We start from the raw sequence: 17,918 nt of genomic DNA on the forward strand, positions 1-17,918 counted from the left end.
AAATAGGTTAAGGACCAAGTTTCTACTATAGATATTGAGCTGATATACAAGCTTTCCTTTTTTTTTGAGATAGCATTGCTATGTGTAATCGGTTAAAAGACGAACATTATGATTGAATTTTCAAACATTTTTGACATTTTACTATATCTATAGTAAAATACACTCTTGTTGTTACATATATTAATGTAAAATTTTAGGAGGCTCTTATGGCACTTATCGAATTTAAAAATGTTAATAAATATTACGGAGATTATCATGCACTTCGTGATATCAATCTAGAAATTGAAAAAGGACAAGTTGTGGTTCTCTTGGGACCTTCTGGGTCTGGGAAATCTACTCTCATCCGTACAATCAACGCCTTGGAATCCATTGATAGCGGTACGCTTATCGTTAACGGACATAATGTGACGGAAGCTTCTGCCAAAGATTTGGTTGAGCTTCGTAAGGAAGCCGGTATGGTTTTCCAACACTTTAACCTCTACCCGCACAAAACCGTTCTTGAAAATGTAACATTGGCACCAATCAAGGTTCTTGGAATCAGTAAGGCAGACGCCGAAAAGACTGCTGAAAAATTCCTTCGCTACGTTAACATGTGGGACAAAAAAGATTCATACCCTGGTATGCTTTCTGGTGGGCAAAAACAACGTATCGCAATTGCCCGTGGTCTTGCCATGAATCCTGAGCTCTTGCTCTTTGATGAACCAACGTCAGCCCTTGACCCAGAAACTATCGGTGACGTGCTTGCGGTTATGCAAAACCTTGCCAAAGGTGGCATGAACATGGTTGTCGTAACCCACGAAATGGGCTTTGCTCGCAGTGTGGCTGACCGTATCATTTTCATGGCTGAAGGTCAAGTTCTTGTAGACACTACGGATGTGGATGGTTTCTTTGACAATCCAACTGAACCTCGTGCAGTTCAATTCCTTTCTAAGATTATCGACCACAACTCTGATCGTGTCCAAGTGGATGCCTAAGGAGGACTTATGTTAATCAAGAAACTTAGTCGCATTTTAGCTATCTCTGTTATAGCTTTTGTAGCAGTTCTCCTCTGGAACACTAAAAGTAGCCAGGCAGATGAAAGCAGTAAACTACTCAATAGTGCTGCAATTCAAAAAATTGTCAAAAATGGGACTCTAAACGTTGGTGTCAAACAGGATGTTCCAAACTTTGGTTACTACTCAGCCAAAACTAATACCTATCAAGGGATGGAAATTGACATCGCTAAGAAAATCGCCAAAGAACTTAAGGTTAAGGTGAATTTTACAGCGGTTACCCCACAAACTCGTGAAGCCCTTATGGATAACGGAACTATTGACATGCTTATCGCTACTTATACCATTACAGATGAGCGTAAGGCTTCATATGCCATGTCAACTCCTTACTACTACGACCAAATCGGTTTCCTCGTTCAAACCAAATCTGGCTATAAGAAACTTTCTGACCTAAACGGTAAAACTATTGGAGTGTCTCAAGGGTCATCTGCCAAAGCTGCTGTTGAAGAGTACGCTTCAGCCAATAACCTTAAGTTTGACTACGTTCAACTTGGATCTTATCCTGAGTTAGCCGTATCACTCTATGCTTACCGTATTGACGCCTTTGCTGGTGATAAATCAATCTTGTCAGGTTACGAAAGTGATAAAACCAAGATCCTTGATGAAGGTTTCAAAACACAAGAGTACGGTATTGCTTCAAGCAAGTCTAACCAAGAGTTGATTGATTATACCAACGATTTGATTGCTAAATGGCAAAAAGATGGTAGCCTTCAAAAACTCTACGATAAGTATCACTTGAAACCAGCTAATGCTGAGGATAAATAGAAAGGAGTCCTGAATTTATGTATCTTTTAACTGAAACGGCTAGTCCTTTCGCTCTTGAACGTTGGGCTGCTTTCTTCGCTAACTTTGGGCAATTTGCCAAAGGTTTCTTTTACACCCTTGGTATTTCAATTGGTGCCTTGATTGTTGCCCTTCTTCTTGGGCTTATCTTTGGAGCTATGAGTTCGACTCAAAACAAGGTCCTTCGTGGCATTTCACGTGTTTATGTCGAAATCTTCCAGAACACACCCTTGCTCGTGCAATTTGTGGTTGTCTTCTATGGGATTTCAATCTTGACTGATGGTCATGTCATGATTCCAATTTCATTGACAGCTATCCTTTGTGTGGGGGTCTACACAGGAGCCTATATCTCTGAAATTATTCGTACAGGTATCGAGGCAGTTCCTAAAGGTCAAACCGAAGCCGCTTTGTCTCAAGGATTCACCTACGCTGATACCATGCGTATCATCATCTTGCCTCAAGCAGTCCGTACTATCTTGCCACCATTGACTAACCAAGTGGTTAACTTGATCAAAAACACTTCTACAGTTGCCATCATCTCTGGGGCAGATATCATGTTCACGGCTAAGGCTTGGGCTTATGATACCACTAACTATGTGCCGGCCTTTGCTGGGGCTGCCTTCCTCTACTTTATCATGTGTTTCCCTCTAGCTACTTGGGCACGTCGTAAAGAAGAAGAGAATAAGAAAGCTTACTAAGGAGGTCCACTATGTCAGAAGTTTTATCAGCTACTAACCTTAAATTCTTGGCACAAGGGATGTGGACGACTCTTTACTTGTCTTTCTTCATCATCGTGCTATCTACCCTGTTCGGAACTATTCTGGCGGTGATGCGTAACGGAAAGAATCCTATCCTTCGTTGGATCGCTTCTATCTACGTTGAGTTCGTCCGTAATGTTCCTAACTTGCTTTGGATTTTCATTATCTTCCTGGTCTTCCAACTCAAATCAACCGCTGCAGGGATTACCTCTTTCACGGTCTTTACTTCTGCTGCCTTGGCAGAAATCATTCGTGGGGGACTGAACTCTATTGACCATGGCCAAACGGAAGCCGGCTTGTCTCAAGGATTTAACAACAAACAAATCTTTATTTACATCATCTTCCCACAAGCTATTCGTAAGATGTTACCATCTATCATTTCTCAATTCGTAACAGTTATCAAGGATACTTCTTTCCTTTACTCTGTTATCGCCTTACAAGAATTGTTTGGTAAGAGTCAGATTTTGATGGGTGGTTACTACGAACCTAGCCAAATCTTTACCTTATACGGAATTGTGGCTTTAGCTTATTTCGTGGTTAACTTTGCTATTTCTAGCTACTCTCGCTACCTCTCTAAACAATGGGAGCAAGCTAGTGAATAAAATAAAAACTCACCTACGGGTGGGTTTTTGTTTTTCTCATATTTATATAAAAAAATGATTAATTATTTAGTAAAAACCGAACGTTTTGAAAGAATATTCGGAATTTTTTGACTTTCGTCTTTACTTATGCTAAAATTTAATACATGTTAGAAAAGCTAACAAGTAAATCCATTATAGGAGGCTCTTATGGCACTTATTGAATTTAAAAATGTTAATAAATATTACGGAGAGTATCATGCACTTCGTGATATCAATCTAGAAATTGAAAAAGGACAAGTTGTGGTTCTCTTGGGACCTTCTGGGTCTGGGAAATCTACCCTTATCCGTACAATCAACGCCTTGGAATCAATTGATAACGGTACGCTTATCGTTAACGGACATAATGTGACAGAAGCTTCTGCCAAAGACTTGGTTGAGCTTCGTAAGGAAGCAGGGATGGTATTCCAACACTTCAACCTCTACCCCCACAAAACTGTTCTTGAAAATGTCACTTTGGCACCTATCAAGGTTCTCGGAATCAGTAAGGCAGAGGCTGAAAAGACTGCTGAAAAATTCCTTCGTTACGTTAACATGTGGGACAAGAAAGATTCTTACCCTGGTATGCTTTCTGGTGGGCAAAAACAGCGTATCGCTATTGCCCGTGGTCTTGCCATGAATCCTGAGCTCTTGCTCTTTGACGAGCCAACGTCAGCCCTTGACCCAGAGACTATCGGTGACGTACTGGCGGTTATGCAGAACCTTGCCAAAGGGGGCATGAACATGGTAGTTGTTACCCACGAAATGGGCTTTGCCCGCAGTGTGGCGGACCGTATCATTTTCATGGCTGAAGGTCAGGTTCTTGTGGATACTACGGATGTAGATGGTTTCTTTGACAATCCAACTGAACCTCGTGCTGTTCAATTCCTTTCTAAGATTATCGACCACAACTCTGATCGTGTCCAAGTGGATGCCTAAGGAGGTTGCCTATGATTTTCAAAAAAATCTTACGTTACCTAACTGTCGCATGCTTAGCAATTGTCACTATTTTTCTTATCTCGAGTCACAAGACTAAGGCTGAAGACACTAGTAAGCTCCTAGATAGTAAAGCAGTCCAAAAGATTGTTAAGCGAGGGACACTCAATGTCGGTGTGAAGCAAGACGTTCCTAACTTTGGTTACTATTCTGCTAAGACTAATTCCTACGAAGGGATGGAAGTTGATCTTGCTAAAAAGATCGCCAAAGAACTTAAGGTTAAGGTCAATTACATTCCAGTAACAACGCAAACCCGTGAACCACTTATGGATAACGGAACTATCGACTTACTTATCGCTACCTATACCATCAATGATGAACGTAAGGCTTCTTATGCCATCTCAAATCCTTACTACTATGACCAAATTGGTTTCTTGGTTCTTAAGGACTCAGGTATTAACAAAATCTCAGACTTGAATGGTAAGACTATCGGTGTTTCTCAAGGTGCGTCAACTAAGGCTGCTTTGCAAGAGTATGCTTCAGCTAATAACCTTAAGTTCAACTATGTTCAACTCGGATCTTTCCCAGAATTGGCTGTTTCTCTTTACGCTCACCGCGTCGATGCTTTCTCAGTTGATAAATCTATCCTCTCCGGATATGAAAGTAAAAAGACTAAAACCTTAAAAGAAGGTTTCAAAACACAAGAATACGGTATTGCTTCAAGCAAGTCTAACCAAGAGTTGATTGATTATACCAACGATTTGTTGGCTAAATGGCAAAAAGATGGTAGCCTTCAAAAGCTCTACGATAAGTATCACTTGAAACCAGCTAAGGCTGAAGATAAATAGAAAGGAGTCCTGAATTTATGTATCTTTTAACTGAAACGGCTAGTCCTTTCGCTCTTGAACGTTGGGCTGCTTTCTTCGCTAACTTTGGACAATTTGCCAAAGGTTTCTTCTATACCCTTGGCATTTCGATTGGTGCCTTGATCGTTGCCCTTCTTCTTGGGCTCATCTTTGGGGCTATGAGCTCTACTCACAACAAGGTTCTTCGCGGTATTTCACGTGTTTATGTCGAAATCTTCCAGAACACACCCTTGCTTGTCCAATTCGTGGTCGTCTTCTATGGAATTTCAATCTTAACTGATGGTCATGTCATGATTCCAATTTCATTGACAGCCATCCTTTGTGTGGGGGTCTACACAGGAGCCTATATCTCTGAGATTATTCGTACAGGTATTGAGGCGGTTCCTAAAGGTCAAACCGAAGCGGCCTTGTCTCAAGGATTCACCTACGCTGATACCATGCGTATCATCATCTTGCCTCAAGCAGTCCGTACTATCTTGCCACCGTTGACCAACCAAGTGGTTAACTTGATTAAGAACACTTCTACAGTTGCCATTATTTCTGGGGCTGATATCATGTTCACTGCTAAGTCTTGGGCTTATGATACCACTAACTATGTGCCGGCCTTCGCTGGGGCTGCCTTCCTCTACTTTATCATGTGTTTCCCTCTAGCTACTTGGGCACGTCGTAAAGAAGAAGAGAATAAGAAAGCTTACTAAGGAGGTCCACTATGTCAGAAGTTTTATCAGCTACTAACCTTAAATTCTTGGCACAAGGGATGTGGACGACCCTTTACTTGTCTTTCTTCATCATTGTGCTGTCTACCTTGTTCGGAACTATTCTGGCGGTTATGCGTAACGGAAAGAATCCTATTCTTCGTTGGATGGCTTCTATCTACGTTGAGTTCGTTCGTAACGTTCCTAACTTGCTTTGGATTTTCATTATCTTCTTGGTCTTCCAGCTTAAGTCTACAGCGGCAGGAATTACCTCTTTCACGGTCTTCACTTCAGCGGCCTTGGCGGAAATCATTCGTGGAGGATTGAACTCTATCGACCATGGCCAAACGGAAGCCGGCTTGTCTCAAGGGTTTAACAACAGACAAATCTTTATTTACATCATCTTCCCACAAGCTATTCGTAAGATGTTACCATCTATCATTTCTCAATTCGTAACAGTCATCAAGGATACTTCTTTCCTTTACTCTGTTATCGCCTTACAGGAATTATTTGGTAAGAGTCAGATTTTGATGGGTGGTTACTACGAACCAAGCCAAATCTTTACCTTATACGGTATCGTGGCTTTAGCCTATTTTGTGGTCAACTTTGCCATCTCTAGCTACTCTCGCTACCTCTCTAAACAATGGGAGCAAGCTAGTGAATAAAATAAAAAAACTCACCTGAGGGTGGGTTTTTATTTTCTGGATACTAAAAACGACTCCAATCAGAGTCGTTTGTTGCTTTAATTCACAGTTACTTTTCCTGAATAATAATCTAGGGTAATCCCTTCTTGTACATTTGGAACAAAGACATTGAACTCAAGTGAGCCATCAGCTGACTTGGCTTCAAGATGTGATCCTGATGGAATGAGGTTATCCCCTTCATAAATAAGGGTAACGCGATAACGGACACGTTTGTTTTTATCCTGAGCTTTTCTTACCAGGCTTTCATAATAGTTTTGTCCCGTAGAACTTTCGCTATTAGCTTGGTTAGCCCAAGCAGTTTGAACGGCAATATTTTCTGGATTTGAAGTCGAGGCATCAAATCCTTTGAGACCACCTACAAGTGCATAGCCCAACAAATGACCTCTATCTACGGCATGGCTATACTCTCCTGAAAGATTGTGAACTTGATGCCATCCCGCAGGTGTCCAAGAGGTTGAGCCATTCCCTGTTTCTTGACGATTTTTGTACTGTCTGGTTGCTTTACTTAATAAGGCATTCGCTACTGTAGGAACCGTTTGTCCTTGAACCGTTTTGACTTGGTTATTGGCATAGGGTTGGCTAGAAACCTTAGCATTTAGATTAGTCTTATTACCATTAACAATATAAGCCCCTGCCCCATTCCATTCTAAGGAGTTTCCTAGTTGACTCTTGACGGAGGTAGTCATCACTGACTCAGCAAGCTGCTCTTGTGGCGTAGCCTTTCCATTTGTTGAACCGTTTGATTTAACGGAGTTATTGGATTTTCCCGAGACTAGACTAGCTACCTGCTTGATTGGATTATTAGGCGATAGCTTATTGCTCGTCCCAATGTAACCTAAAACTGCAATCAAGACCGCTATTAGTAACGAGACTAGCTGACGTTTCTGTTTATTTGTTAAAGATGTCTTTCTTTTTGCCATTGTTCTCTTTCTTTTATATGAATGTCATGACTAAAGGAGCGGGATTACTTCCCACTCCCTTTTATTTTCCTGTAAATTTAGCAACAATTGCCTGCCAGGTTTCTGGTTTTAAGATGCTTATAGGATCCTTGCCCTCTCCTAAAACAGCATAGCCAATCATCAATCCGATTGCTAGAAAAGCAAGGCCAATCACACACACACTCAAAACAAGTAATAATTGACGAAAAACATAGCCTTTACCAGTTTCCATACTAAGCCTCACTTACACGTGAAATATTTGCTCCTAGTTTAGCTAGTTTCTCATGGAATTGATAGTAACCACGATCCAAGTGTGTCAATTTACCAACAGTAGTTGTTCCTTCAGCCACCATCCCTGTAAGAATTAGTGCTGCCGAAGCTCGAAGGTCAGTAGACATAACTTGAGCACCTTGAAGTGGCAAACCACCGTGAATCATAGCCGTATCACGAAGGATTTCTGAATGAAGTCCCATACGACGCATTTCTTCTAAGTGTTGGAAGCGATTCTCAAAGACTGTCTCAATCATGGTTGATTCCCCGCTTACCACTGCCATAAGTGCTGTAAATTGAGCTTGCATGTCAGTTGGGAAACCTGGGTGAGGTAGAGTTTTAACGGTTACTGGTTTCAATTGTGAAACATCAGATTTAACACGAATACCGCCGTCTTCTTCCTTAACATAAACACCCATTTCCAATAATTTTGAAATCAAAGGACGGTTATGTTCCCAAATAGCATCTTTGATGAGGACATTACCAGAAGTCATAGCTGCTGCTACCATAAAGGTACCTGCTTCAATACGGTCCTGAACAACCGCATGTTTAGTACCATGGAGAGCTTTAACACCTTTAATCACGAGTGTTTCAGTTCCAGCACCTTTGACATCTGCTCCCATCTCGTTAAGAAGAAGGGCTAAGTCAACGATTTCTGGTTCACGCGCAGCATTTTCAATGGTTGTAACTCCATCAGCCAAAGTCGCTGCCATCATAAGGTTTTGAGTGGCACCGACAGATGGAAAGTCCATATAAATAGTTGCACCTTTTAGTTTTTCTGCTGTCGCAGTGATGTCACCGCCAACTTGGGTAATTTTAGCACCCATTGCTTCTAAACCTTTGAGGTGGAGGTCAATCGGACGGCTACCAATCGTACAACCACCAGGCATTGAAACCTTCGCGTGGCCATTGCGGGCAAGAATTGGTCCAAGTACTACGATAGACGCACGCATCTTGCTCACATACTCATATGGCGCCTGATCAAGAATTTCTCCACTAGCATCAACGACAACGGTATTGTTTTCCTCGTCAAAGTCTACAGCAATATCTAAACCACGAACAACATTATTCATCGTGTAAACATCTGACAAGATTGGAACATTAGTTAAGGTTGTTTGACCTTCCGAGGCCAAGATAGTCGCTGCCAACAAGGGGAGGACAGCGTTTTTAGCACCTTCAATGACAACCTCACCACTTAATCGAGTGTTGCCACCCTGCACAATAATTTTATCCATAAGGATTCCTTTCAAGGGTCATTTTCATCTTTTTGTATTATATCAAAAGTCTTTTAAAATCACTAATTTAAGAAATTGAGCTAGCCATATTCTGTCCAAAAGCTAAAACCGACAGAATAAAGGAACTGATAAGATAGCCTAAGGCAATACTGATAAAGAGCAAAAAGAGTTTCAATTTACCAGTATTTTCAATCGGATTTTTGATGATTTTTGCCCAATCAAAGAGGCTAATCAGCATATGGTAGCTCAATCCTATAAATACAAGGTGACTCGCCAAAGTGACGAATTGATTAATAATAGTCATGGTACTATTATACCATAGAAAGCTAAGCTAAAACATAAAAAGAGGGTGAGACAGTTCTAAACATTTATCATATACAATCAAAAAACTTCCCTTAATATCTGTTTCTAGAGAACAGCTTTAGGGAAGTTTCTAAGTTATTCGTGATTAATAACTACTTTGTAATTTTTCTTAATACTCTAGCTATTTAAAAGACTTTTATCAATTAACGTTCTTAAATACTGAAAAAGAATACAATCACCATCTCATATTAATAGCTCAATAGTATACCTTCAAATTTACTTAAAGTATTCTTCTATTCAAACTAAATACTATAATGATAATTTAAAAAAATTCCATGGTAACCAAAGTAATAATTGCAGAATCATAATAATTATTTACTGGTAGGTTCTGCATAAAAACAATTTTATTTTGCTGAACCAATTTCAAATATCCTGAATCTTTATCAGCTGCAAGAGCAATTGGTGCTTTAAAACATGCAGCCTGATGGTCATCTAAAAAATTACCATCTAAATTATAATTAGAAAAAATATTCTTCTGTGTCATGAAGAAATCCAATAGCTTACTGAGGACTCTCTGACTCTTTTCATCGTTACTTTGTGTAAGATTGTATGGAAGACGACAAGCGTTATAAGAATAAGTAGAGTCAAACTGGGAGGAGATAGTATGAGGCTTAACATTACGAACTCCCGATTGGTCAACCCAGATAAAATCTGGAATTAATCCGGTTTCTGTTTGAGAACTAATTGTTTCCAGACTGCTTAACATCTTATCGCTAATACTCAACCATTTTTTATCTTTAGTAACTTCATAAAATGATTGGAATTGCTTTGGTAAAGCATCAGATGTTCTCATTAGATTATAATACTTTGAATCTCTGTTTGCCCAGTTCCCAACAGTTAAGATTCCAGTATTTTCATTATAATTATATTTGAGAATATCCTGCAAGATAGCCTTAGACTGCGTTTGATACTCGTCTTTCTGACTTGGCCACTGTTTTGAGGCTTCAATTAAAGCATAAGCAATATAAAGATCTCCGTCCGTTGCATTGTGTTCGTCAACATTTTTAGAACTCTTTTGAACAATTTGTTCCCAAGACATCAATTGACTTCCTTCAATACGATGAGATAAATAATATTTGTAGAGTCTTTCAAAATCTTGTTGACTCGCTAGACCTTTCTGAGCCGCTCTAACAGTTATTAGCATCCCGTAACTTTGGGACTCCGAGAGTACAATGTCCTTATCTTTATCATTTGTAGTTTTGATATAAGCTTCATTACCATCTTTTACTACGAAGTGTCTCTCCCACTGTTGGTAAATCCTATTACGAATATCTGTCTTGGTTTTAATTCTTACTGAAAACATCAAAAAAACAAATAGACCTAGGGTTACTATAAACCAAAAATATTTAAAGTATTTTATTTTCATATACACTCCTATTCTGCAAAACGTTTAGTTTTAACCCATGTTGTTCCTTCACGATGAAGAACTTTATCCATGATAATAGACCACAACGAATCTAAAGAAACAATAATGAACAACTGTGCGTAACTAAAATAAGAGAGAATCGCTAGCCAAACTTGCTTACTTGTCGCTTGTCCGAATTGCGATGCTAACGCAACATTGATTTGTAATAAATACAAACCAATCATTAATAGCCAATTAAATAACATCAATTGAGCTATGTATATATTACTTGCATCAAATGCAAACGGAATTTGTATAGTAGGAAAGAAAGGATGTAAAATAATAGCTAAAACATTGGCAAAGAAAATTAAATCTGATAAGACAATCGCTCCATTAAACCAGAAGAAAATACAAGAGTAATTAGCAACTTCTAGTTTTACTCGCCAATTTCCTTTACCGAACAAGTGTTTAAAATTTGATAAAACAACTTCGTAATTACCTTTGGCCCAACGTTTTCGTTGCATATAGTAACTTTTAAGGGTCTCAGGTTCTTGTTGAAACGCCTCGGAATTATATGCCAATGCAATTAATTTACCGCTTTGCATAATCTTGAAGGAAATATCTGTATCTTCTGTTAAAGCACCATTTCTCCAACCACCAATACTTTTTACAAAATCAGTTTGAATAATAAAATTAGTACCTGGAATACGACCTATTTTAAACAAATGCCACATTCCAACATGGTGTACACGTTGCGTTACGACAATTTCTTGATTTATACAACGTGTTAAGAAATTTTGTTTTGCATTTCTTGTTTTATTCCGTCCAAAAGCAGCTACTCTTCTTTCTGGATCTTTTAAAACTTCCTTAACTAAAAAGTAAAGTGCATTCTTTTCAGGCATGGCATCCGCATCATAAATACAAATATAATCACCTTCTGCCATCTTGAGCGCATCATTAAGAACGCCCGCTTTTCCACCAGTTCCTTTGCGGTTAATAATTGTGATATTACGACCTTCATATTCTGGTAATGCCTGAACAGATAAACACTCTTCATAAGTACTATCTGAACAATTGTCCGCAAATAAAAGTAACTCAACTTTGTCATGTGGATAATTCAAATTTAATATAGCTTTGGCAGTCTGTGCAATAACGACATCTTCATTATGTGCTGGAACGACAATAGTAACCTTTGGATAATAAGGCAATGCTTTCTTATCTACTTTAAAATCACTATGCTTTAGCCAAAAATGAACACCAGAAACTAGGATAACTACTCCCCAAATTAAAGAAATCCAAATTGATACTAGCGTAAAAATCATTAAAAATTGACTAACCATGTTCCACCGCCTTGAAATTATGGGAAACACGTTCATAGATAATTGTATACTGGATAAATAAAACTATGAAAGTAATAACAAAAAGAAGACTAATAGATAAAGCAAATACAAAAAACAAATTAGTAATGGTCATAATTTTTCCCCCTAATATTCAACAATTATATCCGTCTCTAGTTGACGGTTTAAATTGCTAATTAACTCACTATAATCATCAAATTTTTTTAAATTATTCTTATTAATTTCAAGAAATCCTGTCTGAAATTGAATACTTTGATGATTATTTCCCCAATCGAATGTTATCCCTTTTAACTGTCTTTCAAGACTATTTTTATAAAAATCATTTAAGTTTCTTGAATCATTTTTTGATAAAATTAAGAAACTTCCATCAGCAACATAAAAAATTTGCTCAAAACGATTCAATTGTTTTGAAATTTTAAGATAAATACTAGTAATCAAATGATTATATTCTCGAGGATCCAATTCAAAAAACTGTTCTTCATGAGAGTAATGAATCAAAAGTGCATTAATAAATTTATTCTCATTCAATTTAATTTCTTTTAATACTGCTTGATAAGATTTTCTAGCTTTTCTTTCCTCAATTTGAACAGAAGAAATATATTTATAAAAATAAGACTTAATCTTTGATAAAATTCCAAGCAACAAAGGAAAACTAAAAATAAGTACTAAAGTATCTTGAAGTGATATATAGACAACACCACTAACCAAAATAAAAATACTTAAAGCAAAACTTAAAATTATCATCCAGGTAATCAGAAGTTCAGATAAAAAACATACTGCACCAATACCTAGAACCAGAAGGATAGACTCAAACATAAAGTACTCGGGATTGAATTGATAACAATAAGAAAACAATAAAGCTTCAAAGAAAATCAAAAATAAAATCCAATACCAGACTTTTTTATCTTTTTTCACACCTAATCTCCCCCTTCATGGAACTCTGAAACAGAATCTGCTAAATTAAAGTACACTTTAATAGCTTGAACTATTCTTTCAGCTGCTTTTCCATCACCATAAGGATTGGGAGCTTCAGACATTTCTTTATATAGAGCTTCATCTGTTAAAAGCGACTCCATTGCTTCTTTCACTTTTTTTGTATCTGTCCCGACAAGTTTCAGTGTCCCAGCTTTAACACCTTCTGGACGTTCCGTTGTATCTCGTAATACTAAGACAGGCTTTCCAAGTGAGGGAGCTTCTTCTTGAACGCCACCTGAATCCGACATAATAAAATAACTTCTAGATGCTAAATTATGGAAATCAAAAACATCCAAAGGAGCAATTAGATGAATTCTATCATGGTCACCCAAAACTTCTTTCGCTACTGCTTGTACAGAGGGACTCAAATGAACAGGATAAACTACTTCAATCTCAGGATGGTTATCAACCATTAGTCGAAGAGTTTTGAATACTCGATGCATTGGCTCACCTTGATTTTCTCTACGGTGCATCGTTACTAAAATAATCTTTCTTCTATCATCAATTTTATCTAGAACTTCATGATAATAATTATCTTTAACTGTTAGTTTTAGGGCATCTATCGCTGTATTACCAGTGACATAAATAGCCTCTTTTTTATGATTTTCTGACAATAAATTAGCCTTACTTTCTTGAGTAGGTGCAAAATATAAATCAGAAAAGCTATCAGTCATCTGACGGTTCATTTCCTCTGGATATGGTGAATATTTATCGTATGTTCTAAGTCCAGCCTCAACATGGCCGATACTTACTTTATTATAAAATGCAACTAAGCCGGCAGCAAAAGTTGTTGTTGTATCACCATGAACTAAAACCAAATCAGGTTTTTCTTTTTTTACAACAGGATCAAATTTAGACAAAATTTTAGAAGTAATTTCCTGAAGCGATTGATTTTTCCCCATGATATCCAAATCATAATCAGGAACTATTTCAAAAGTATCCAAAACTTGATCAAGCATCTGACGATGTTGTGCTGTCACCACTGTAATAGTATTAATAGTTTCTTGATGTTTTTTCAACTCAAGAATTAACGGCGCCATTTTTATTGCCTCTGGCCTCGTTCCAAAGACAACCATAATATTTAATTTTCCCATTAAATCCCCCTATAACCTATACAAAATCAATATAATATTGACATATAAAACTTTACATAAACACTTTATTTTTCCAAACAAAATAGATAAAACTATTTATCTTTTAAAAAAAGCACTAAAGGGTATACTCTTATCATTGGTCTTCTTAAGTAAGTTATGTAAAGTAGATAAAGAAAAAAGGTCTCAATAAAAGACAATCATAACTAATAAAATCAAGAAATTAAGACAAAAGAATCCTAAATGTAAAGCATCAAAAGATAGTAATATTAGAAACCATTTTAATCTTTACTTCCCAATTTAAAAAATAGACTATTTGATAAATAAAAAAACTGCAGGACAAAAAACGCTTTGCTAATAAAAGTGCTTTTGAATCCAGCAGTATTGCTAACTTATATATATTTCATAATAACTTCTCCCCATTTTAAAGAGCGTCCCCTTTACTTACGCTCTATCCCTATCTTATAAACTGAAACATCGGAATGACATACCTATCCAACATCATGTAGCAATAAACACAGATAAGTTCCATTTAACCCCCTTCCCCAAAGGGATTAAAGATGACTAACAAGGCTGCTCCAAATTACTAGTACCAATGTTTCATATTCATATAGATGGTATAATTATAGCATGTTATTTTTTTTTTCAACCTTTTTCAATTTTTTATTATTTTAATTATTTTGTAATTATTTTAAAAGGTATCTCTAATTAACTACTCCTACTTAATATATATTTAAGAGGTATTTATATATCTTACTAAATTTTCAATTAATCAAACATTTATCCTTCAACCTACTTGGTATATAGTCAAAACCACTCGTTCTCTATACTCCCCGCTCCCGAAAAAAGTTAGACAAATAATTTAAGTAAAGGATTTAGTCCTGTATTGCACAGGACTAAGTCCTTTTCTACCATTGTCAAGTATATCAAAGTATTTGCCGAAAAATAGTTTGAGTTCCATAGTCAAACTAAGGAAATTGTCCTTTTTAACTATAATTCAGTGTAAAAAGTGTACACTAAACCAACATCTTATCTGATGATTTTTTTGATAAGGCGTTACAACAATATGGCATAAACAATTTTACCGATTTTGGATAGAAGTATAATCATAAAGTTTGTTATGCGTTATGAGGTAATACATTGTTCTAATGAGACGATGTATAGAGGCAATCGTGTGTGGTTTGGTTGAAGTCACTTGCGATTGTCTTTTCCGTTTCTCATAGAAGTCTGCGATATGACAAAGATTGGTGTGGCTAGCTGAAGCTATGTTATGAATGCACTTAAAGAGAATATTTCTGGTATAGGGATTCCCACGTTTGGTAATATGTCCTTGGCTAGAAAGTTTCAGTTTTATCTTAATACGTTTGTTGTTGTAATAATCAATATGGTCTACAATAGCTTGTTTCAAGTTCGGTGACGTTGAAAGATTATAAGCAATAATTTCACTGTTGAAACCATCTAAAACTGGTGATAAATAAAGCTTTTGAGTGCTTGCTGGGATGGCAAATCCTGTCACGTCCGTATAGCACTTTGCCATTGGTTTTGAAGCTTCAAACTGGCGTTGAATCAAGGTTATCACCTTTCTTACCAATATCTCCTTTGTGAGAAGAATACTTGCGTTTACAGCAAATTCTAGCCATTAAACCAAGTACGCTCATCAACCGCTGCACCTCTTATGATTGACCCCAAAAACACGATTTCGTAATTTAAAAGTCATTCGACGATGGCCGTAATTTCCTTTATGCTCAGTAAAAATAGCTTGAATTTCAGCTTTAATATCATAATCCTTATCGCTTTGATCTAGCTAATTTAAGTGGTAATAATAAGTTGAACGGGCAAGCTTAATAATCTTTAGAAGCATGTCTAAAGAAAACTCAGTTACCAATCCTCGGACAATTTCCGTTTTTCTTCCCTCAATCGGAGTACTCTCATTTTTTAGAACCGCATTTTCTGCTTTAATTCAGGAGAATAGTAACAATTCTTTCCTTTTTTGGCGATTTCTATTCCGTAGCGATCAATCAATTTAATCAGGTACTTAAGATTAGAAATATTTATCCCAAATTGATTTAAAAGTCGCTTAAAGCTTTCCCCCTTGCTTTCTCAGTTCATAGATAAGAACTTTATCCTCATAATTTCATAATAAAAACACCCCAAGAGTTAGTTTTTTTCTGTCTAACTTCTGGGGTGCAGGTCGTCTCACCAGCGGTTTGTTCTTCGACTAAATGTCTATGCTAACGGCCAAGGCCTAACAAATTGTTTTCCTTCAGCACTACCTTTGCTAGCTGGTCTTATCAAGACTACTTTCTTTTATTCTTCTCACCCGTAAACGAATCATAATCCTCACAAAGACTGAGCTGCTATCACGTCTTCTTATTATTGATTACGAATATATTCTTCAATTTGCTCCTGATCTCGAACCACCGTATCAACATAAAAAATTTGACACCAAAATTTGCGATTACCATATTTATACCTGAAATTAGCATATCACTCGAATATTATTAAGCTACTCTTTTTACGTATACCATAAAAGAGGAAATGCCTAGTTTTGGTGGTATACTGACCTACATATAAGTATGGTTTGGGCAAGAGCCCACTTCATATATTTCTACACCGTATTGCCAATATAATAAACGTAAGATTCGAGCAATACTTGCTTTGAACTTACCATAAATTATTTGACGTTTATATTGAGATGCAAGGGAACACGATACTCACTATTTCATTAGCAACCTTTTTTGATACATCTCTAAAAACCTTTTAACCCCACCACCAGAGCTATTAGTTTTCTAGAGCTTGAATATACAATATAAGTGCACAATAAAAACTCATAAGATTTTCTAGTAAAATAGAATTGAACGAACTAGTTACGAAAGGAAATCTTATGAGCTACCATCATTTTACCATAGACGAGCGTGAAAGTATTCTCATTTACCGTACGCAAGGCCTAAATTTTTCTCAAATTGCTAAGTTACTTCATCGTCATCCATCTAGTATTAGTCGTGAGTGGAAGCGCCATACAAAATCAGGAGCTTATTCTCCAAATCATGCACAGGAATCGTATCATAATGCCAAATCACACTGTGGGCGGAAACGGATGCTTGAAATAGATCACAATTTAAGCAATACCATCAAACATCTATTTCTCGATTACCAATGGTCTCCTGAAGAAATAGAAGGTCGGTTGCGCTTAGAGTATGGGAAAACTGTTGTTAGTTATCAAACAATCTATAGAGCCATTTATCGAGGACATTTTGAGGATAACTCATTATCTCATGGTGCTCGTGGTGTCATTCGTAAACTTCGTCATCGTGGGAAAACACGTCATACTAAAGGTCATGTTGAAAATAGAGGGAAAATATCCATTTCTCATACAATTCACGGAAGACCAGAAGAAGCTAATAATCGAACTAGAATAGGAGATTGGGAAGCCGATACTGTTGCAGGTAAAATTGGAAAAGCTTGTTTAGTTACTCTAACAGACCGTTATTCTCGTTTTCTAAAAATCAAAAAGGTAGCTGTTAAGAAAAGCAAGTTGGTAATAGAAGCTATGGTAAAAATGTTAGAACCCTTGACGAAGTATACAGTAACTCCTGATAGAGGGAAAGAATTCACGTATCATCAGAAATTGAGTGATCAATTGAACATTGAAGTCTATTTTCCTGACCCTCATGCTCCATGGCAACGAGGAACCAATGAGAACACGAATGGATTACTTAGAGAATATTTTCCAAAGGGTAGTGATCTAACATTGGTTGATGATCAGACTATTCAGCTATGGGAGAACAAACTTAATAATAGACCACGAAAATGTTTTAACTGGAAAACACCTTATGAAGTATTCTATGGGGAAAGTATGCACTTAATTTGACAATTCAAGAGACAAAAAAACAGAATTAATATTAAAATTCTGTTTTTTAGAACTAATTTTA

17 protein-coding genes and 2 pseudogenes are annotated in these 17,918 nt (G+C 37.0%); 9 read left to right on the forward strand and 10 right to left on the reverse strand.

What is annotated here, in order from left to right; genetic code table 11:
* Positions 1-206 precede the first annotated feature (206 nt).
* From V471_RS08320 to V471_RS08355, 8 genes are all read left to right on the forward strand, one after another.
* Positions 207-974, forward strand: a complete 768-nt coding sequence (locus V471_RS08320; RefSeq protein ID WP_037611663.1) for an amino acid ABC transporter ATP-binding protein — start codon at positions 207-209, stop codon at positions 972-974.
* Positions 975-983: 9 nt separating this feature from the next.
* A complete protein-coding gene (locus V471_RS08325) occupies positions 984-1,817 on the forward strand; it encodes a transporter substrate-binding domain-containing protein (RefSeq protein ID WP_084871393.1) in 834 nt (277 codons plus the stop codon).
* Positions 1,818-1,834: 17 nt separating this feature from the next.
* Positions 1,835-2,533 (forward strand): amino acid ABC transporter permease, encoded by a 699-nt coding sequence (locus V471_RS08330; RefSeq protein ID WP_084871394.1) that lies wholly within the window; start codon positions 1,835-1,837, stop codon positions 2,531-2,533.
* An 11-nt stretch (positions 2,534-2,544) separates the two neighbouring features.
* Positions 2,545-3,195, forward strand: coding sequence for an amino acid ABC transporter permease (locus tag V471_RS08335; RefSeq protein WP_002886253.1), 651 nt, complete (start codon positions 2,545-2,547; stop codon positions 3,193-3,195).
* 186 nt (positions 3,196-3,381) lie between these two features.
* Entirely contained in the window at positions 3,382-4,149 is a 768-nt protein-coding gene (locus V471_RS08340; protein ID WP_084871395.1) for an amino acid ABC transporter ATP-binding protein, read from the forward strand.
* Positions 4,150-4,160: 11 nt separating this feature from the next.
* Positions 4,161-4,994 (forward strand): transporter substrate-binding domain-containing protein, encoded by an 834-nt coding sequence (locus tag V471_RS08345; RefSeq protein WP_084871396.1) that lies wholly within the window; start codon positions 4,161-4,163, stop codon positions 4,992-4,994.
* A gap of 17 nt (positions 4,995-5,011) precedes the next feature.
* Positions 5,012-5,710, forward strand: coding sequence for an amino acid ABC transporter permease (locus V471_RS08350; protein ID WP_084871397.1), 699 nt, complete (start codon positions 5,012-5,014; stop codon positions 5,708-5,710).
* Between the two features lie 11 nt (positions 5,711-5,721).
* Positions 5,722-6,372, forward strand: coding sequence for an amino acid ABC transporter permease (locus V471_RS08355; RefSeq protein ID WP_037601175.1), 651 nt, complete (start codon positions 5,722-5,724; stop codon positions 6,370-6,372).
* Between the two features lie 77 nt (positions 6,373-6,449).
* On the opposite strand, the gene V471_RS08360 is transcribed toward V471_RS08355, so the two are convergent.
* The 10 genes and pseudogenes from V471_RS08360 to tnpA all read right to left on the reverse strand — a co-directional run.
* Positions 6,450-7,331 carry a DNA/RNA non-specific endonuclease gene (locus tag V471_RS08360; RefSeq protein WP_048790587.1) on the reverse strand — a complete coding sequence of 294 codons (882 nt, stop codon included), beginning with the start codon at positions 7,329-7,331 and terminating at the stop codon, positions 6,450-6,452.
* A 61-nt stretch (positions 7,332-7,392) separates the two neighbouring features.
* The gene (locus tag V471_RS08365; protein WP_003097027.1) at positions 7,393-7,581 is read right to left on the reverse strand and encodes a DNA-directed RNA polymerase subunit beta; all 189 of its coding nucleotides are present in this window, start codon (positions 7,579-7,581) and stop codon (positions 7,393-7,395) included.
* Position 7,582: 1 nt separating this feature from the next.
* A complete protein-coding gene (gene murA, locus V471_RS08370; protein ID WP_084871398.1) occupies positions 7,583-8,854 on the reverse strand; it encodes a UDP-N-acetylglucosamine 1-carboxyvinyltransferase in 1,272 nt (423 codons plus the stop codon).
* 67 nt (positions 8,855-8,921) lie between these two features.
* On the reverse strand, positions 8,922-9,158 hold the full coding sequence (locus tag V471_RS08375; protein WP_002890830.1) for a DUF1146 family protein: 237 nt from the start codon (positions 9,156-9,158) through the stop codon (positions 8,922-8,924).
* Positions 9,159-9,479: 321 nt separating this feature from the next.
* Entirely contained in the window at positions 9,480-10,583 is a 1,104-nt protein-coding gene (locus tag V471_RS08380; RefSeq protein WP_013990687.1) for a glycosyl hydrolase family 8, read from the reverse strand.
* An 8-nt stretch (positions 10,584-10,591) separates the two neighbouring features.
* On the reverse strand, positions 10,592-11,902 hold the full coding sequence (locus V471_RS08385) for a glycosyltransferase family 2 protein (protein ID WP_014633211.1): 1,311 nt from the start codon (positions 11,900-11,902) through the stop codon (positions 10,592-10,594).
* A gap of 144 nt (positions 11,903-12,046) precedes the next feature.
* Entirely contained in the window at positions 12,047-12,835 is a 789-nt protein-coding gene (locus tag V471_RS08390; protein WP_013990690.1) for a hypothetical protein, read from the reverse strand.
* 2 nt (positions 12,836-12,837) lie between these two features.
* The gene (gene wecB, locus V471_RS08395) at positions 12,838-13,989 is read right to left on the reverse strand and encodes a non-hydrolyzing UDP-N-acetylglucosamine 2-epimerase (protein ID WP_084871399.1); all 1,152 of its coding nucleotides are present in this window, start codon (positions 13,987-13,989) and stop codon (positions 12,838-12,840) included.
* A gap of 1,078 nt (positions 13,990-15,067) precedes the next feature.
* Positions 15,068-16,099 (reverse strand): annotated as a pseudogene (locus tag V471_RS10990) (IS3 family transposase).
* Between the two features lie 184 nt (positions 16,100-16,283).
* Positions 16,284-16,685, reverse strand: a pseudogene (tnpA, locus tag V471_RS11235) (IS200/IS605 family transposase); the annotation flags it as partial.
* A 185-nt stretch (positions 16,686-16,870) separates the two neighbouring features.
* On the opposite strand from tnpA, the gene V471_RS08420 reads away from it, so the two are divergent.
* On the forward strand, positions 16,871-17,857 hold the full coding sequence (locus tag V471_RS08420; RefSeq protein WP_084871400.1) for an IS30 family transposase: 987 nt from the start codon (positions 16,871-16,873) through the stop codon (positions 17,855-17,857).
* Positions 17,858-17,918 lie beyond the last annotated feature (61 nt).

Origin of the sequence: Streptococcus salivarius (assembly GCF_002094975.1) — a bacterium.
GTDB lineage: Bacteria > Bacillota > Bacilli > Lactobacillales > Streptococcaceae > Streptococcus > Streptococcus salivarius_D.

Coding starts and splice junctions, on each gene's coding strand:
- V471_RS08355 (WP_037601175.1), top strand. CDS start 5,722: ATGTCAGAAGTTTTATCAGCTACTAACCTTAAATTCTTGGCACAAGGG.
- V471_RS08330 (WP_084871394.1), top strand. CDS start 1,835: ATGTATCTTTTAACTGAAACGGCTAGTCCTTTCGCTCTTGAACGTTGG.
- V471_RS08340 (WP_084871395.1), top strand. CDS start 3,382: ATGGCACTTATTGAATTTAAAAATGTTAATAAATATTACGGAGAGTAT.
- V471_RS08375 (WP_002890830.1), bottom strand. CDS start 9,158: ATGACTATTATTAATCAATTCGTCACTTTGGCGAGTCACCTTGTATTT.
- V471_RS08420 (WP_084871400.1), top strand. CDS start 16,871: ATGAGCTACCATCATTTTACCATAGACGAGCGTGAAAGTATTCTCATT.
- V471_RS08320 (WP_037611663.1), top strand. CDS start 207: ATGGCACTTATCGAATTTAAAAATGTTAATAAATATTACGGAGATTAT.
- V471_RS08335 (WP_002886253.1), top strand. CDS start 2,545: ATGTCAGAAGTTTTATCAGCTACTAACCTTAAATTCTTGGCACAAGGG.
- V471_RS08345 (WP_084871396.1), top strand. CDS start 4,161: ATGATTTTCAAAAAAATCTTACGTTACCTAACTGTCGCATGCTTAGCA.
- V471_RS08365 (WP_003097027.1), bottom strand. CDS start 7,581: ATGGAAACTGGTAAAGGCTATGTTTTTCGTCAATTATTACTTGTTTTG.
- V471_RS08380 (WP_013990687.1), bottom strand. CDS start 10,583: ATGAAAATAAAATACTTTAAATATTTTTGGTTTATAGTAACCCTAGGT.
- V471_RS08350 (WP_084871397.1), top strand. CDS start 5,012: ATGTATCTTTTAACTGAAACGGCTAGTCCTTTCGCTCTTGAACGTTGG.
- V471_RS08325 (WP_084871393.1), top strand. CDS start 984: ATGTTAATCAAGAAACTTAGTCGCATTTTAGCTATCTCTGTTATAGCT.
- wecB (WP_084871399.1), bottom strand. CDS start 13,989: ATGGGAAAATTAAATATTATGGTTGTCTTTGGAACGAGGCCAGAGGCA.
- murA (WP_084871398.1), bottom strand. CDS start 8,854: ATGGATAAAATTATTGTGCAGGGTGGCAACACTCGATTAAGTGGTGAG.
- V471_RS08360 (WP_048790587.1), bottom strand. CDS start 7,331: ATGGCAAAAAGAAAGACATCTTTAACAAATAAACAGAAACGTCAGCTA.
- V471_RS08385 (WP_014633211.1), bottom strand. CDS start 11,902: ATGGTTAGTCAATTTTTAATGATTTTTACGCTAGTATCAATTTGGATT.